Raw genomic sequence first — 14399 nt, 5'->3', positions numbered from 1 at the left:
GCGCTCATGTAATCACCGTGCAAAACGCCTCAATCCGTGCGATGGTGTGTTTCACGCGCCGAAGGAAAGCCGAACGGTAGCTGCGATATGGTCAGATTGATTGGTTATCTCTTTGGATTGGCTTGCGTCCTGTTTTTGGTCGTGGCTGCCGGCGTGGGTATTTATCTCAGCGGGATGACCAAGGATCTGCCGAATTACGAGGTGTTGGCTTCCTACGAGCCGCCGGTGGCCACCCGCGTTCATGCCGGCAACGGCGCACTGATGGCCGAGTACGCCCGGGAGCGGCGGCTCTTTTTGCCGATCCAGGCGGTGCCGGACCGTGTCAAGGCTGCCTTCCTGTCTGCGGAAGACAAGAATTTCTACAATCATCCCGGCATCGACATCACCGGCCTCGGTCGCGCAATCATCACCAACCTGCAGAACCTCGGCTCCGGTCGCCGTCCGGAGGGCGCATCGACCATCACCCAGCAGGTCGCGAAGAACTTTCTGCTCACCTCCGACCAGACGATCGACCGCAAGGTCAAGGAGGCTATCCTCTCCTTCCGCATCGAACAGACCTATTCGAAGGACAAGATCCTCGAACTCTACCTGAACGAGATCTTCTTCGGCCTGAATTCCTACGGCATTGCGGGTGCCGCGCTCACCTATTTCGACAAGTCGGTGACGGAGTTGACGACGGCGGAGGCCGCCTATCTGGCAGCCCTTCCTAAGGGGCCGGCGAATTATCATCCCTTCCGCCGGGAAAAGCAGGCGATCGAGCGCCGCAACTGGGTCATCGATCGCATGGCGGAGAACGGTTACATCACTCAGGCCGATGCGGACGATGCCAAGAAGCAGCCGCTCGGCGTCAAGCCGCGCCGCAGCGGCACCCATCTTTTCGCTTCGGACTTTTTTTCAGAAGAGGTCCGCCGCCAGATCATCGACCGTTACGGCGACAAGGCGCTCTACGAAGGCGGGCTTTCGGTCCGCACCTCGCTCGATCCCGATCTGCAGATTATCGCGCGCCATGCCCTCCAGAACGGTCTTCTCGATTATGACGAGCGTCGCGGCTTCCACGGCCCGATTTCCCAGATCGGCATGACGGGCGATTGGGGGCCGGAACTTGCCAAGCTGCCGTCGCTCCGCGACGTGCCGGAATGGAAGCTTGCGGTCGTTACCGACGTTTCGGCGCAATCAGTTTCAGTCGGCCTGCAGCCGTCCACCGATTCGAACGGCAAGGTCGATCCCGCTCGTGAAACGGGGACGATTGCTGCCGACGACATGAAATGGGCCTTCCGTGACGCGACCGGCGCACGCAAGACGGCGAAGTCGCCGGAGGGCGTGCTGAAGCCGGGCGATGTCGTCTATGTCGAGCCGATTGATGAAGCGGCAAAGACCTACCGGCTGCGCCAGCCGCCGAAAGTGCAGGGCGGTTTCGTGGCGATGGATCCCAATACGGGGCGTGTGCTCGCCATGGTCGGCGGCTTTTCTTATGCGCAGTCGGAATTCAACCGCGCCACGCAGGCGATGCGTCAGCCCGGTTCGTCGTTCAAACCTTTCGTTTATGCGGCAGCGCTTGACAACGGCTACACGCCGGCCTCCGTCATTCTCGACGCGCCGATCGAGGTCGTTACGGGCGGCCAGGTATGGAGACCGGAAAACTATGGCGGCCAGTCAGCCGGCCCATCCACGCTCAGAACAGGCATCGAAAAGTCCCGAAATCAGATGACCGTGCGCCTGGCCCAGGACATGGGCATGGAATTGGTCGCCGAATATGCCGAGCGTTTCGGCATTTACGACAAGATGCTGCCCGTGCTTGCCATGTCGCTCGGTTCCGGCGAGACAACGGTCATGCGTCTGGTCTCGGCCTATGCCGTGATCGCCAATGGCGGCAAGCAGATCAAGCCGACGGTCATCGACCGCATTCAGGATCGCTATGGCAAGACGGTCTTCCGTCATGAGGAGCGCACCTGCGAGGGCTGCAACGCCAACGACTGGGCGAACCAGGAAGAGCCGACCGTGATCGATAATCGCGAGCAGGTTCTCGACCCGATGACCGCTTACCAGATCACATCGATGATGGAAGGTGTTGTTGCTCGTGGTACGGCCGCAGGTAAGATCCCGGTGAAGGACCGTCCCGTCGCCGGCAAGACCGGGACCACCAACGACGAGAAGGATGCCTGGTTCGTAGGCTTCACGCCGAACCTGGTCGCCGGTCTCTATCTCGGCTTCGATACGCCGGCGCCCCTCGGTCGCGGCGGTACGGGTGGTTCGCTCTCCGCGCCGATCTTCGGTCAATTCCTGGCGGAGGCCGCCAAGCTGATGCCGGCGGAAAAGTTCCATGTGCCGGAAGGCATGCAGTTCATCGCCGTCAACCGCAAGACTGGCATGGCGGCCATGGAAGGCGAGCCGGATACGATCGTCGAGGCCTTCAAGCCCGGCACGGGACCGGCCGATGTCTTCCAGGTCATCGGCGAGGGCGAATATATGACCCAGGACCAGATTTTCAACAATTCGCCCCAGGCCCAGCAGGCCGTGACTTCGGGCATGCCGGGTCTCTTCTGATCGTATTCTCGATAGGTCGTATATCGGACGCGGGCTTTACATCCGGGTCCGGTGCAACTATGTCCACGGCACCTTTAAATTCCAAACATAGCGGGTAAGAGCAAGCGCAATGCGTGCGGAAATCATCAATGTAGTCGACGAAATCAAGCAGGCCATAAGCCTGCTGAGGAGGCATCTTTGACTGGGACCAGGCGGTAAGACGGCTGGACTGGTTGAACAACAAGGCAGAGGACCCAAACCTCTGGAACGATGCGGCTGAAGCGCAAAAGCTCATGCGTGAACGTCAGCAGCTCGAGGACGGCATCAGCGGTGTGAAAGTCCTCGAACAGCAGCTCAAGGACAATATCGAGCTCATCGAACTCGGCGAGGAAGAGGGCGACGAATCGGTTGTCCGCGAAGCCGAGGATGCGTTGAAGGCATTGAAGGCCGAGGCGGGCCGGCTCCAGGTCGAGGCGATGCTCTCGGGCGAGGCCGATGGCAACGACACCTACCTGGAAGTCCATTCCGGAGCAGGCGGTACCGAGAGTCAGGACTGGGCCAACATGCTGCTTCGCATGTACATCCGTTGGGCCGAGCAGAACGGCTTCAAGGTCGAGGTGCTGGAAGTCCACGAGGGCGAAGAGGCAGGCATCAAGTCCGCGACGATCCTTGTGAAGGGACACAACGCCTATGGCTGGTTGAAGACCGAATCGGGCGTTCACCGCCTGGTGCGCATCTCGCCCTATGACAGCAATGCGCGCCGGCATACGTCCTTTTCGTCCACCTGGGTCTATCCGGTCGTCGACGACTCGATCAACATCGAGATCAACGAGAGCGATTGCCGCATCGATACCTACCGTTCGTCGGGCGCCGGTGGCCAGCATGTCAATACGACCGACTCTGCGGTGCGCATCACGCACATACCAACCGGTATCGTCGTCGCCTGCCAGCAGGAGCGTTCGCAGCACAAGAACCGTGCCAAGGCGTGGGAAATGCTGCGTGCGCGCATGTATGAAGCGGAGCTGAAGAAGCGCGAGGACGCAGCGAATGCGGAAGCGGCATCCAAGACCGATATCGGCTGGGGTCATCAGATTCGCTCATACGTGCTGCAGCCTTACCAGCTCGTGAAGGATCTGCGCACCGGCGTGGAAAGCACGGCGCCGGGCGATGTGTTGGATGGCGACCTGAACGAATTCATGGAAGCCGCGCTTGCGCACCGCATCAGTGGCAAGCCCGACGTTGCCGTTGCCGACGTAGACTGACGAAATGATTTCAAGCTGATCCGAAAAAGCCCTGTCCGCAGGGCTTTTTTGTGCACGGCATCTGTCGCTGCACGTTCGTTCAAGACATGGGATTTGTCGTCATGCTACCGGTTTCTCGATGGGAGACCGGTCATGGACAACATAGTCACCTTCCTCGGTGCCGCCTTCGCTTTGACCGGTAGTCCCGGGCCGAATACGCTGAGCATCGCAGCGGCAGGGGCCGCTTTCGGGGCACGCCGCAGTCTCGGCTATATGGTCGGATTGCTTGCGGGCATGATTGTCGTGATGAGCGCTGTCGCCGCAGGCTTGACCAGTCTGGTATTGGCCATCCCCAATATGCTGCAGGTTCTGGCGCTCCTGGCGGTCGTCTATTTTCTCTACCTCGCCTGGAAAATAGCGACTGCGCCGCCGATTGGCGAGGAAACCGCAGCGGGGAGGGCTCCGACTTTTCCAGGCGGTGTCTTCCTGTCGCTCGTTAATCCGAAGGCCTATGCCGCGATGGGCGCCTTGTTTTCCGGTTTCACATTGGCCGTCGCCGATCCTGCAACGGACGCATTCTTCAAGATAGCTGTGCTGACGCTCGTGATCGCGGCAGTCAATCTGGCCTGGTTGTCTGCCGGGGCCACGCTGACACGTCTGTTTCGCGATCCTCTGGCCAACCGGATCGTCAACATAATTTTCGCGGCGCTTCTTCTCCTGTCGTTGCTGCCGGCTCTGATCCGGTAGGGAAGCTTGTGCCAGGCAGCCCACGGTTTGTCGCGGAGGGCACCTCTTGATGAAGGTGTTTATCGGCTGCATCGGCGGTACGCCGAACACCTTGCGGCGGGTATCAGGCGAACCTGCCCTTGAGGGAATCAAAACGGCCGGGCTTCATTGGCCCCGGCCGTACTGCTTCGAAAGATTCGCCTTCTATTCCGCCGCGGCCATGGCGCCGGCACGGCTGCGCAGCACGACCAGCGACAGCAGGAAGACGATCGTTGAGCAGATCGCGATGATCGTGATCATCGGCAGCGAGGTGCCGTCGACGAACAGGCCACCAACGCCGACGACGATGGCGGATGTCACGAACTGGATCGTACCCATCATCGCCGAGGCCGTGCCGGCGATCCGCCCGTGATGTTCCAGTGCCAGTACGGCGGCCGTCGGGATGATCATGCCGAGGAAGCCGTAGCCGCCGAACAGGAAGGCCGCCATCACGTCCAGCCTGTCGATACCGAGCGACGTGACGAATGCAAGGGTGACCATCATCGCCGCATAGCCGAGCACAGCACCGCGGATCACCTTCCGGAGCCCGATCTTGCGGGAAAGCCAGCCGTTCAGCTGCGACATGCCGATGAAGGCGACTGCGTTGCAGGAGAAGACGACGCTGTAGAAGGAGGGCGAAAGCCCGTAGTGCTCGATCAGCACGAAGGAGGAATTGGCCACATAGATCATGTAGCTCGACATGCCGAAGGAGGCGATGAAGACGAGCCCGAGATAATAAGGATCCTTAAGCAGGGTCGCATAAGATCGGAGCGCGCTGCCGATACTGCTTTCGCTGCGTGCCGCGGGCAGACGCGTCTCCTCCAGGAAAAACGTCGCGACGACGAGACCGAGAGCGCCCGCGCCGACCATGACCCAGAAGATCAGCCGCCAGTCGCCGAAGACGGTGACGATGCTGCCGGCAAGCGGCGCCAGGATCGGTGAAACGCTGAAGACCAGCATCAGCCGCGACATGAGCTGGGCGGCGGCAGGGCCGGTATGCAGGTCGCGGACGATGGCGCGCGAGATGACGACGCCGGCGCAGGCGCCCGTGCCCTGCAGGAAGCGGAAGGCGATCAGCCAGTCGATCGAAGGCGACAGCGCGCAGCCGATCGCGCCGATGGCATAAAGCATCAGGCCGACATAGAGCGGCCGCTTGCGGCCGAACATGTCGGAAAGGGGACCATAGACGATCTGCGATACCGCCATTGCAGCGAAAAAGGAAATGAGGCTCGCCTGCACCGCGTGGCTGTCGGCGTTGAGGTTGGCGCTGATGGTGGGAAGAGCCGGGAGATACATGTCGAGGGCGAAAAGCCCGATAGCGGAGAGCAGCCCGAGCGATAGGGCATGCGACGGTACTCTGCTTTGCATTGGAAAAAACCTTTCCCGTCACCACATCTGCCGTGATACGACAGGGCGGAAGACGATTATGGGAGATGAATATGAAAGCCGGCCGCGGGCGGGGAAATAGGCTCAGGCAATCATGTAAAACATTTTGGACACAATTGTCCAATTGGTCAAGTGCCTGTATGGTCATGTCATGAAAAATTCGTCTGCCGAACTCACGCACGAAGCCGGGATATGGCCGGCGCCACAGAACAAGCGCCAGGCGATCCTGAATGCCGCGGCCGATGTTTTTGCCGAGCAGGGCTTTGCCGGCGCAAGCATCGACGCGATTGCGGCAAGGGCAGGGGTCTCGCGCCAGACGATTTATAACCAGTTGGGCGACAAGGATAATTTGTTCAAGGTCGTGGTATCGGACATTACCGATCGCTCCAGCGCCGGTTTCTTCCGCGTGCTCGATACATTTCCCGTCGCACCACAGGATCTCGAAAAGGAGCTGGCGCTGTTTTCGGCGCAGCTCTTGCGCAAGGCACTGTGCGATCCGAACGGTCGTTGGCTGCGCAAGCTGGTGGAGACGGAAGGCGCGCGCTTCCCAGGGCTTTTCGAGACCTGGAAGGAATACGGACCGGGCAAGAAATATCCCGCGATTGCCGCGCGACTCGCCCAGCTTGCCCATGCAGGGTATCTCGAAATCGACGATCCGGGACTGGCGGCTCGTCAGTATATGGCGCTTCTGGCAACCGACCTGCGCTACGATCAGCAGATCGGCCGACAGACGCCGGAATCGGAAATCGATCGCATGGCGTCGGATGCGACGCGTACTTTTCTGCGCGCATTCGCCCGCAAGCGCTGAGATTTCAGTTATTGAACTGTTCGGCGAGAATTCGGTCGGACCAGGAATGGTTTGGATCGGAGAGGATGCGCGCGGTAATGTCCGTCGATTGCGCCACGCGTACATGCAGGACCGACTTGACTTCCGCATTGTCGGCCACCGCGTTGACGGGGCGTTTTTCCGGTTCGAGGATGTCGATGTCGACGCAGACATGGTTCGGCAGCAGTGCGCCTCGCCAGCGCCTCGGCCTGAATGCCGAGACCGGAGTCATGGCAAGCAGCGGCGCCTCGAGCGGCAGAATTGGGCCATGGGCGGAGAGATTGTAGGCGGTGGAGCCAGCCGGCGTCGCGATCATCAGGCCGTCGCAGATGAGTTCTTCCAGCCTCACATGGCCGTCTATCACGACCTTCAGCTTCGCCGCCTGATATGACTGCCGGAAGAGATAGACCTCGTTGATGGCAAGTGCGACGGATGTCGAGCCGTCCTCGTTGGTGGTCGTCATCTTGAGCGGATGGAATTCGTTCTCGATCGCGTCGCCGATCCGCTCGTCGAGCTTTTCAGTGCGGTAATCGTTCATCAGGAAGCCGACCGAGCCGCAATTCATGCCATAGACGCTCTTTCCCGTATTGATCGTCTCGTGCAACGTCTGGAGCATGAAACCGTCGCCGCCGAGCGCCACGATCACATCGGCCTCCGCAGTCGGGACGTTGCCATAGAGGCGCACGAGCTCTTCGAGGCCGGATTGCGCCTCCGGTGTTGCGGAAGCGATGAAGGCGAGCTTTTTCGGCTGGGGCGACATGAAAGGACCTTTAACGGTGTCGCCGACTGACGCGGCGCGCAACGGATGCTCTAACCAGGTGAGCTAACACGGCCCGGTGAGGAGGGCCGTGCCGGCGGGACGGTCTTAGGTACAGGAAAAACCGGGTTCCGGACAAGCGCCTTGCGTCGTTGGAACGTGCCGCGGCGGCGCGAGCGGAATGGAAGGTTGATCTGATCGCGACGTTTTTCCCTTTACAGGAAGGAAAAATCTGCTAACTCCCCGTTTCGAAAGTGCCCTTGTAGCTCAGTTGGTAGAGCACCTGATTTGTAATCAGGGGGTCGCGGGTTCGAACCCTGCCGGGGGCACCAGTCATTTCATAGTCATATCAATGACTTAGTGACCAATCCGCCAAAAAATGGCGGGTTTTTCATGCGCCACTTGTTTAACCAGAATTACCATGTTTTCCGGGCTTTTACTTAGAGTAGCTGGGATTCGTTGGAACATGGATGGCGCATGCCGTCAGCACGCAGTTCGTTGGTGTGCAAAATTTTCGCACCAACGGAGCCGCCCTGCTTTCACAGGACGGCTTGATACCGTATGAGACGCGCCCCGCTTGTGTGGTCGCGGTGTGGTGGTGGCGCGTCTCCGGTGTGGGTGGAGCCCCTGGCCCGATTCGAACGGGCGTCATCCTCTACGGCTTCGCGGGGTAGAAGACCCGGACCGATACAGGGGCGAAACTCTCAGTTGGCGACGAGGTATCCAGAACGGACAGCACGCGTCGGCCTCTCGACACGGTCGCCCTTGACGTGGATGTAGAAGATTTGCTCGCCGCTGGACGTGACAGACCGCGCAATAACGCTCGCCTTCATTCCATGAAACTTGACCCGCTGGCCGATGGCGAACTGCCAGGAAACTTGCTGATCGTTAACTACGACACTCATAATTCCAACCCCTCGAATTGTCACTGTGATTATCACCGTGTATTAGAGGTGTACGACACAGTTGCATTTAAGTCAAGCACACTGTGATAGCCAAAAAGTACATGGTGATATTTTATGACTCCCTCACAAATGAGAATGGCCAGAGCAGGACTTAAAATCGGCGTTCGAGACCTTGCAAAAATGGCAGGCGTGACCACTGCGACAATTACGCGCTATGAAAACGAGCACGCCGACTTACTGGCAAGCACGCGCGATAAAATACAGCGCGCACTTGAGGAAGCCGGAGTCGAATTTCTCCCGGAAAACGGAGAAGGACCGGGCGTAAGGCTCAAAAAGCGCTGATCTAAAATCTGACAAATTTGTCAAGATATCAGATGTTTAGCCAATCTATCACGCGTTGACTTCACTCCGATTCCCGATCTATGGTGGCGGGAATATGGGGGTATGCCGTGAAACAGACTAAGCCAGAAAAGCGTGCCGCGGCGGAATATGCCAAGGCAGCGACGCCAACCGATTCCGAAATGGGCTGGCGTCGCGATGATGTAGAGCTCGCCTTCGTCGCTGGTGCCGAGTGGCAAAAGCGCGAGGCAGCATGAGGCGCGACCGTAGCCGCGCCTAATTTCGACCGGTCTTTTACCTATTTCGAAACACAGTCACTTGTATCTACCGAATGCCGCCATCGCCATAGAGCGACCGGTTCGACTCTGGAAAGAGAACAGCCTTCCTTCCGCTTGAGTCGTACTAATGCCGTAGGCGTTTGGCCACGCTTGAGCGACAGACCCTACAGACACTCCTATAACAAGTGGCGTTGCTACGAACGCCTGCGGAAACGTCCAAGTTTGAGCGGCGGACTGAAAGCCGCTACCGTCTGCAGTACCGACTGAAATCCCTGAGAACGTCTGGCTGAAGCACTCCATGCGACCAGAAGCGAACTTGATCCACCTCCCCACCGTGTCATCTCCACCTTCCTCAAAGATCGGGTCTCCCGTGTAGCGAGCAAGATTCCCGTTCGTCGGACTAATATAGACGTTAGGAAGGTTGCTGACGGTATTGTCGCGAGAGTCGAGGAGGTTCACGCGACTGTTAAACGTAAAGTTCCCTGTACTGGATTCCCACGTCGCAGCAACGCCAGTCTCGTTGAGTATCTCCAGGTCACCATCATTCTTCGATTTAAGACCACGATATGTGTCGTTTTGTGCGTCGTGATGCCCGAAGACAATGCTATCTGGGCGCCAATGCACGGCGTGGAAATATCTGGCCGCACCGGCCGCCGCGCGGTCGGTTCTAGCGCCGCCGCCGGTCACAGGCCGCTCGATGGAATAGCCATAGTTTGAGCCGGTCTTGTTTGTGCCTGGACTCCAATTGCGCCACGTTACATCGAACTCACGCAAACCACGGCGCACCCATCCATTATCGAAGCTTTCGCCGAAGATATGAACGGTGCAGTCATCCGTCGCAACTCCAGGACTGACCCCAGCATAGAAATCAATCTCAAGACCGGTTACTGCTGCTCCAAGGGTAATCTGGTTTTTCAGCCTTGTGTGCGGGAAATAAATCCGGTTGCATCGCTCAAGGAACACATGGTTATGGTTCTTGCCGGCCAGCCAGATATCGTTGATGTTTTGCGGGGAATACCCCTTCTCCTGCCCCTTGATGACAAGCTGCGGGCGCGGTTGCTTCCACGTCGCCGTTCCGGAGAAATCAGAAACGTACTGGATGTTCATTGAGAACGTCGTGGCGCTGTAGACTTCCTGAACCCGAAACGAGCTTCCGGAACGAGGCACAGGGGTGTCGTAGCCGGCGACCCCGGTCCCGTCCATATCGATCAGGTTGCTACCTTCGAATAGCAAGCCGCGCTGGAAGTAATGCGGCGTGGATAGCGTAACCTTGATGTTGTTGGTGTCGGTCGTGTCCCGAACGATCGAAGTGATCGTCTTGGTAAGCCTGTCCATGCTACCCTGCGGGTAATTGGCCGCACTCAGGCTATCGAAATAGCACTCCCAAATCTTGCCGACACGGATGGTGGATTCTCCGAAGAAATCGAGATCTTCAACGCCATCTTCCGTATCTGTATCGGAAATAATCGTGTTCAGATCGCCGCCCGTAACGAAGAAGTTGTATCTCTTGTTGCCGCGAGCATTGACGCCGCGCAGGTTAAGGCCCCCAGGTCCGCCGGTCGAGAACGGCCCGACAGATGCATTGCCAGCCCACGGCTGGACGCACACGCCGTCGCGGTTATTGTCGTGGCAATGGACGCCTTCGAATTCCGTATCGATGGCGGTCAGCACCAGCATACCGTATTTATTGGCGTTGAAATTGCAGTTTCGAATCCTTCCATGGTTGTCGCGGATGAACATCAGCCCAGCATTTGTATAATTATACGCGAAAACGTTCTCGATCAGGCACTCTCTGGTGCCGCTATACGTGCCGTCGAAGACGGCAGCCCAATTGTCGGGATCGCCATAAACGATCCCGTTTGCGTGCGTGCCAGCTCCGTCGAAATCAACGTTCGAAATTCGCGCGAACTGCGCAGCGCCGGCAGACGTGCTGTTGTCGTTGTAGAGCGCAATCGTCATCCCTACGATGCACGACTGATGGCCGACGCCGACCATGGTCGCCATACCGCCCTTCGGGTTCCATGTGTACGTCGTCCCGAATACGAACCTGCCTTGTGGAACGAACAGCCACGCTGAATTCGCGACCATTGGATTAACGGACATAGGCATGCTGTTGACGGCGTGGTAGGCGTTTATCCAGTTTGTTAATGCAGCGTCTTCCGCCGTGCCGTCGCCCTTGGCGCCAAACCAACGAGGAGATACCCTGCCATCCTGCAGAAATTCCTCGCGGACGAAGACATAGTTGCCTGTGGCGTTCTCGATCGCTAGGCCATGGTTGTCGATCGGTCTGGTCCAGTCTGCTGCGGCAAAGGTGATAAAACTACCGCCGCCGCCATCTAGTGACGTTGTGTGGCAGGCAATGGACGGACGAATGCTTAGCGACACCATGGTCTCAACAGACTCGTCTGGAAGCGCTGAGAGCGTTGCGATATTGGCAAGATTGCCAGCGTTGGCGGCTGCCGCTGCAGCTTCGGCTGCCGCAACAATCGCAGAACTCGTCTGATCGCTAACCAGTCGAAATGTCGAGCCAGACACGACGCCCATAATAATCATGCCAGCAGCTAGACCGCCGACGGATGGGTCGTTACCGCTATTGGTCTTGATCGCTAGAGGAGCGCCGCCATTGAACGAAACGGTAACGGCTGACGTTGTGTTCGCCTCAAAAACGTTCATCCATACTAGGGCAGATGCCGAAACTGGAATGCTCGTCGTCGCCTGAATTGCGTTTGCTGTGCCTGCGCCGACATCGGAAGCGATGATGAATGAAAAAGGCAGATCAGCAACGCGCGTCCACGAGCCGGTGCCAGACGCGCCGCTCTTCATGTAGATGCCATTATATGCTGTGGTGGCGTCGCCGATTACCCAGGCCGAAGAGTTGGCATCGTGTGCCAGATCAGCGAATAGGGCAGCGCGAGACGTGTAGATAAACCCGCCGCCGGCAGTGAAAGCATTGATAATGCCTTCATAGCCGGTCAGCAGCGTGCGAATGTCAGGTTTTTTTACTTTGTGGTTTCCGGACGCCGGGACGCCATCTGTCTCGTAGTCTCGGTAAACAGTTGCTGCAGTAGTAGCCATGATTTTTCCAGTCATGAAAAAGCCCGCGCAAAGGCGGGCGAAATTGAATTGTGGTTGTGGTGAGCGACTGGCGGCTATTCGAAGCCAGTACCGTCGTCGAATAGCGTTCCGTCATCGAACGGGATGCCGTCGGGATATTCTTCGGCGCGCGGCTCGATCGGCCGGCCGACTTCATCGGGCCAGGTCACCAGGCGCTTTTGCTCGTATCCATCAGCCGTCACCGTCACGAGGTCGAGGAAGCCACCGATGTTGAAGAACGGCTCGGTCTCTGGGTAGACTGGTGACGGACGCTTGCGCCCGCGCATGTATTCGAACAGCGCCGGACCTGCTTTTTCGAGTGGGCCAAGCATGTCGTCGAGGGTCAACCCGAGCGCCGGCAACTCGTCGACGCCCGGCATTTCGCCCTGCAGGAAGCCTGTCGGCGACTGCCGCAACTCGAAAGATGCGCCGGAGTCGTCCTGAAAGGTCTGAAAGCTCCAGCACATCGGGCCGCTGGTTTCTGAGATGCCACCCAATGCGATGCGTACCGGGCTGTCATAAGCTGCGGCTTCGGCGCATGCCGCGAGCGATCCGGAAACAATGGCAATCGTCTCGTCGACGGAACATGTAACTTCGGCCACCTTCAGGATCATATCGGCCAGCGCATCGATTGCGGGAACAGGCCCACTGCCAACGATGGCAAGCGGAATGTGTGGCGATCTGCGTACCTTGTCGCTGATGCCGACAAGGATTCCGTCCGGCGTGTAGCTGGCCCCGTCGCTTAGGATCTCGACTCGGTCACGGAACGGTCTAAATAGGAATGCAGTCATGCTGCCGCCCTTTCAAAAATAATAAGCTTGCCGTTCAAGGCACCTTGCGCGGCCGTCTCAGCCTGTAGGGCCAAGGTCCGCTCTTTGATTTGCTCGATTTCGCGCTGATACTCATTGGCGCCGCGGCCACCGCCGCCGCGGCCACGTCCTCCTCCGCCAGAAGACTTTGATGGAGGTGGAGCAAAGTCGCTGGTTGAAACAGGCTTTACCGCAACCGGCCTGCGAGCTCCGCCGCGCGTCTTTGATCCGCCCATCTGGCCGTTTGTGCTGCCAGTTACAGCCTCGATGCCGTTTGGCCCTACCTGATAGCCTTCGACAAAATCAGGAAGCGCCGCAGCAGCCGCCCTGACCTGCGCCAGCTTTCCGAGAACTTCATCAAGCCGCGCCATGGCCTCGACGTTGTCAAAGCCAAGTTCCGTGTTGAGCTTAATGCGCTCCTGAAGTAATTCAACCTCGCGTTCGAGAGCCTTGACGTCGTCCTCAGCCTTTTCCTTGTCGACATTGATAACATTGCCTTCGGCGTCAGTGGTGCCGGTCAGCTTGTTCAATTCGTCGAAAAGCTCGATCGTCGACAGGTAATCGCGGAATGCTTTGTCGGCGGACTGAATCTTGCTAATCAGGCCGGCAACGTCGAAGTCGTTGATTGCCTTTGCTGCGTTGTTTACGCCGCCGGCAAAGCGCTGGCTTGCCCCGGTAGCATTATTGAATTCACGAACGGAATCGATAAGCGCAGTCTTTAGATTTACAGTTGCCTGTTCGATCGTGAATACAGAGCCCGCAACCTTCTGCTGAAGAATCGGCGCCCCAGCTTCGAACGCTCTAAAAAACGCCTCAGACGAAATCTGTCCGTCGACCACAAGGCTTTTCAGCTTGGCTACGGAACCGCCAGCTTCTTTTAGGCCGGCAGCAACGGCCTGCGCGATTGTCGGTGCGCCCTCTAGGATGGAATTGAATTCCTCCGCCTGCACCTTGCCGCTGCCTAGCGCCTGGCCAAGCTGCAGAAGCGCTCCGCTTGCTGACTGTGCATCCGTGCCGGCGACGCGAAGAGCTAGAGCGACGTTGTTTGTGAAGCCAAGCAACTCCTCAGTGGTGACGCCAAGCTCTTTTTGGGCGAGCGCTGCCTTGCCGTACAACCCGGCAAGCGTTTCGATGGGTGCGCCGTTTGCGATGGCGGCCTGGTTAAGGCGTTTATAGACTTTTTCGAGCTCTGCGCCTGAAAGGCCCGCAACCTTTAGGGCGTTATCAATCTTCGTAGCGGCATCAGACAGCGCGCCAACCTCGCGCAGCAACTGTGCTGACGCAAACGCTCCGGCGATCTGCAGGCCGGTCCTTGCGAACGATGCCGCAATGGCTTTGCTGCTGGTGGTGGCCTTTTTCTGAATCGCGCCAAGCTGCTTGTTAGTCACGCCTTGCGCGCGTTTCATCGCGTTTTCAAATTTCTTGATATCGGCAGACAAACTGACGACCAATTTTTCCAAGTCCTGCGCAGCCATGC

General features: G+C 58.3%; 12 protein-coding genes and 2 tRNA genes. 7 read left to right on the top strand and 7 right to left on the bottom strand.

All coding sequences use genetic code 11. The annotated features are described in order from the left end of the window. The first annotated feature begins 87 nt into the window (after window positions 1–87). The 3 genes from ABK249_RS14600 to ABK249_RS14590 all read left to right on the top strand — a co-directional run bounded on the left by ABK249_RS14600 (window position 88) and on the right by ABK249_RS14590 (window position 4511). Window positions 88–2544 carry a penicillin-binding protein 1A gene (locus tag ABK249_RS14600; protein WP_227702571.1) on the top strand — a complete coding sequence of 819 codons (2457 nt, stop codon included), beginning with the start codon at window positions 88–90 and terminating at the stop codon, window positions 2542–2544. 109 nt (window positions 2545–2653) lie between these two features. Next, window positions 2654–3785 (top strand): peptide chain release factor 2 gene (prfB, locus tag ABK249_RS14595; RefSeq protein ID WP_161784755.1). Its coding sequence is split into 2 segments (ribosomal slippage): window positions 2654–2722 and window positions 2724–3785, totalling 1131 coding nucleotides; the frame shifts between segments, so codons are not numbered across the junction. A 132-nt stretch (window positions 3786–3917) separates the two neighbouring features. Then, a complete protein-coding gene (locus ABK249_RS14590; protein ID WP_037150061.1) occupies window positions 3918–4511 on the top strand; it encodes a LysE family translocator in 594 nt (197 codons plus the stop codon). 183 nt (window positions 4512–4694) lie between these two features. Here ABK249_RS14590 and ABK249_RS14585 read toward each other — a convergent pair whose 3' ends face one another. Further along, window positions 4695–5897: a multidrug effflux MFS transporter gene (locus tag ABK249_RS14585; RefSeq protein WP_037150059.1), complete on the bottom strand. Its 1203-nt coding sequence runs from the start codon at window positions 5895–5897 to the stop codon at window positions 4695–4697. 169 nt (window positions 5898–6066) lie between these two features. Between ABK249_RS14585 and ABK249_RS14580 the strand changes: the two genes are divergently transcribed. Beyond that, a complete protein-coding gene (locus ABK249_RS14580) occupies window positions 6067–6723 on the top strand; it encodes a TetR/AcrR family transcriptional regulator (RefSeq protein ID WP_052182831.1) in 657 nt (218 codons plus the stop codon). 4 nt (window positions 6724–6727) lie between these two features. On the opposite strand, the gene ABK249_RS14575 is transcribed toward ABK249_RS14580, so the two are convergent. Next, the gene (locus ABK249_RS14575; protein ID WP_037150056.1) at window positions 6728–7501 is read right to left on the bottom strand and encodes an NAD kinase; all 774 of its coding nucleotides are present in this window, start codon (window positions 7499–7501) and stop codon (window positions 6728–6730) included. A 253-nt stretch (window positions 7502–7754) separates the two neighbouring features. Here ABK249_RS14575 and ABK249_RS14570 point away from each other — a divergent pair. After that, window positions 7755–7830, top strand: a tRNA-Thr gene (locus ABK249_RS14570). Between the two features lie 287 nt (window positions 7831–8117). Here the strand turns inward: ABK249_RS14570 and ABK249_RS14565 are convergent. Next, window positions 8118–8195 (bottom strand) — tRNA-OTHER (locus tag ABK249_RS14565). 7 nt (window positions 8196–8202) lie between these two features. Next, window positions 8203–8403, bottom strand: coding sequence for a hypothetical protein (locus ABK249_RS14560; RefSeq protein ID WP_348863202.1), 201 nt, complete (start codon window positions 8401–8403; stop codon window positions 8203–8205). Window positions 8404–8517: 114 nt separating this feature from the next. Between ABK249_RS14560 and ABK249_RS14555 the strand changes: the two genes are divergently transcribed. Next, a complete protein-coding gene (locus tag ABK249_RS14555; protein WP_348863201.1) occupies window positions 8518–8745 on the top strand; it encodes a helix-turn-helix domain-containing protein in 228 nt (75 codons plus the stop codon). 107 nt (window positions 8746–8852) lie between these two features. Next, the gene (locus ABK249_RS14550) at window positions 8853–8999 is read left to right on the top strand and encodes a hypothetical protein (RefSeq protein ID WP_348863199.1); all 147 of its coding nucleotides are present in this window, start codon (window positions 8853–8855) and stop codon (window positions 8997–8999) included. Window positions 9000–9056: 57 nt separating this feature from the next. Here ABK249_RS14550 and ABK249_RS14545 read toward each other — a convergent pair whose 3' ends face one another. From ABK249_RS14545 to ABK249_RS14535, 3 genes are all read right to left on the bottom strand, one after another. Beyond that, complete coding sequence (locus ABK249_RS14545; protein ID WP_348863197.1) at window positions 9057–12095, bottom strand: hypothetical protein; 3039 nt, start codon at window positions 12093–12095, stop codon at window positions 9057–9059. A gap of 74 nt (window positions 12096–12169) precedes the next feature. Continuing rightward, complete coding sequence (locus ABK249_RS14540) at window positions 12170–12904, bottom strand: hypothetical protein (protein WP_348863195.1); 735 nt, start codon at window positions 12902–12904, stop codon at window positions 12170–12172. After that, the gene (locus ABK249_RS14535; protein WP_348863193.1) at window positions 12901–14397 is read right to left on the bottom strand and encodes a tape measure protein; all 1497 of its coding nucleotides are present in this window, start codon (window positions 14395–14397) and stop codon (window positions 12901–12903) included. The genes ABK249_RS14540 and ABK249_RS14535 overlap by 4 nt, the downstream gene beginning before the upstream one ends. Between the last annotated feature and the right edge of the window lie 2 nt (window positions 14398–14399).

Origin of the sequence: Neorhizobium phenanthreniclasticum (assembly GCF_040066075.1) — a bacterium.
Classification (GTDB): domain Bacteria; phylum Pseudomonadota; class Alphaproteobacteria; order Rhizobiales; family Rhizobiaceae; genus Neorhizobium; species Neorhizobium petrolearium.
The sequence above is the reverse complement of the archived record's forward strand: the minus strand, read 5'-3'. Positions and strand labels throughout refer to the sequence as shown.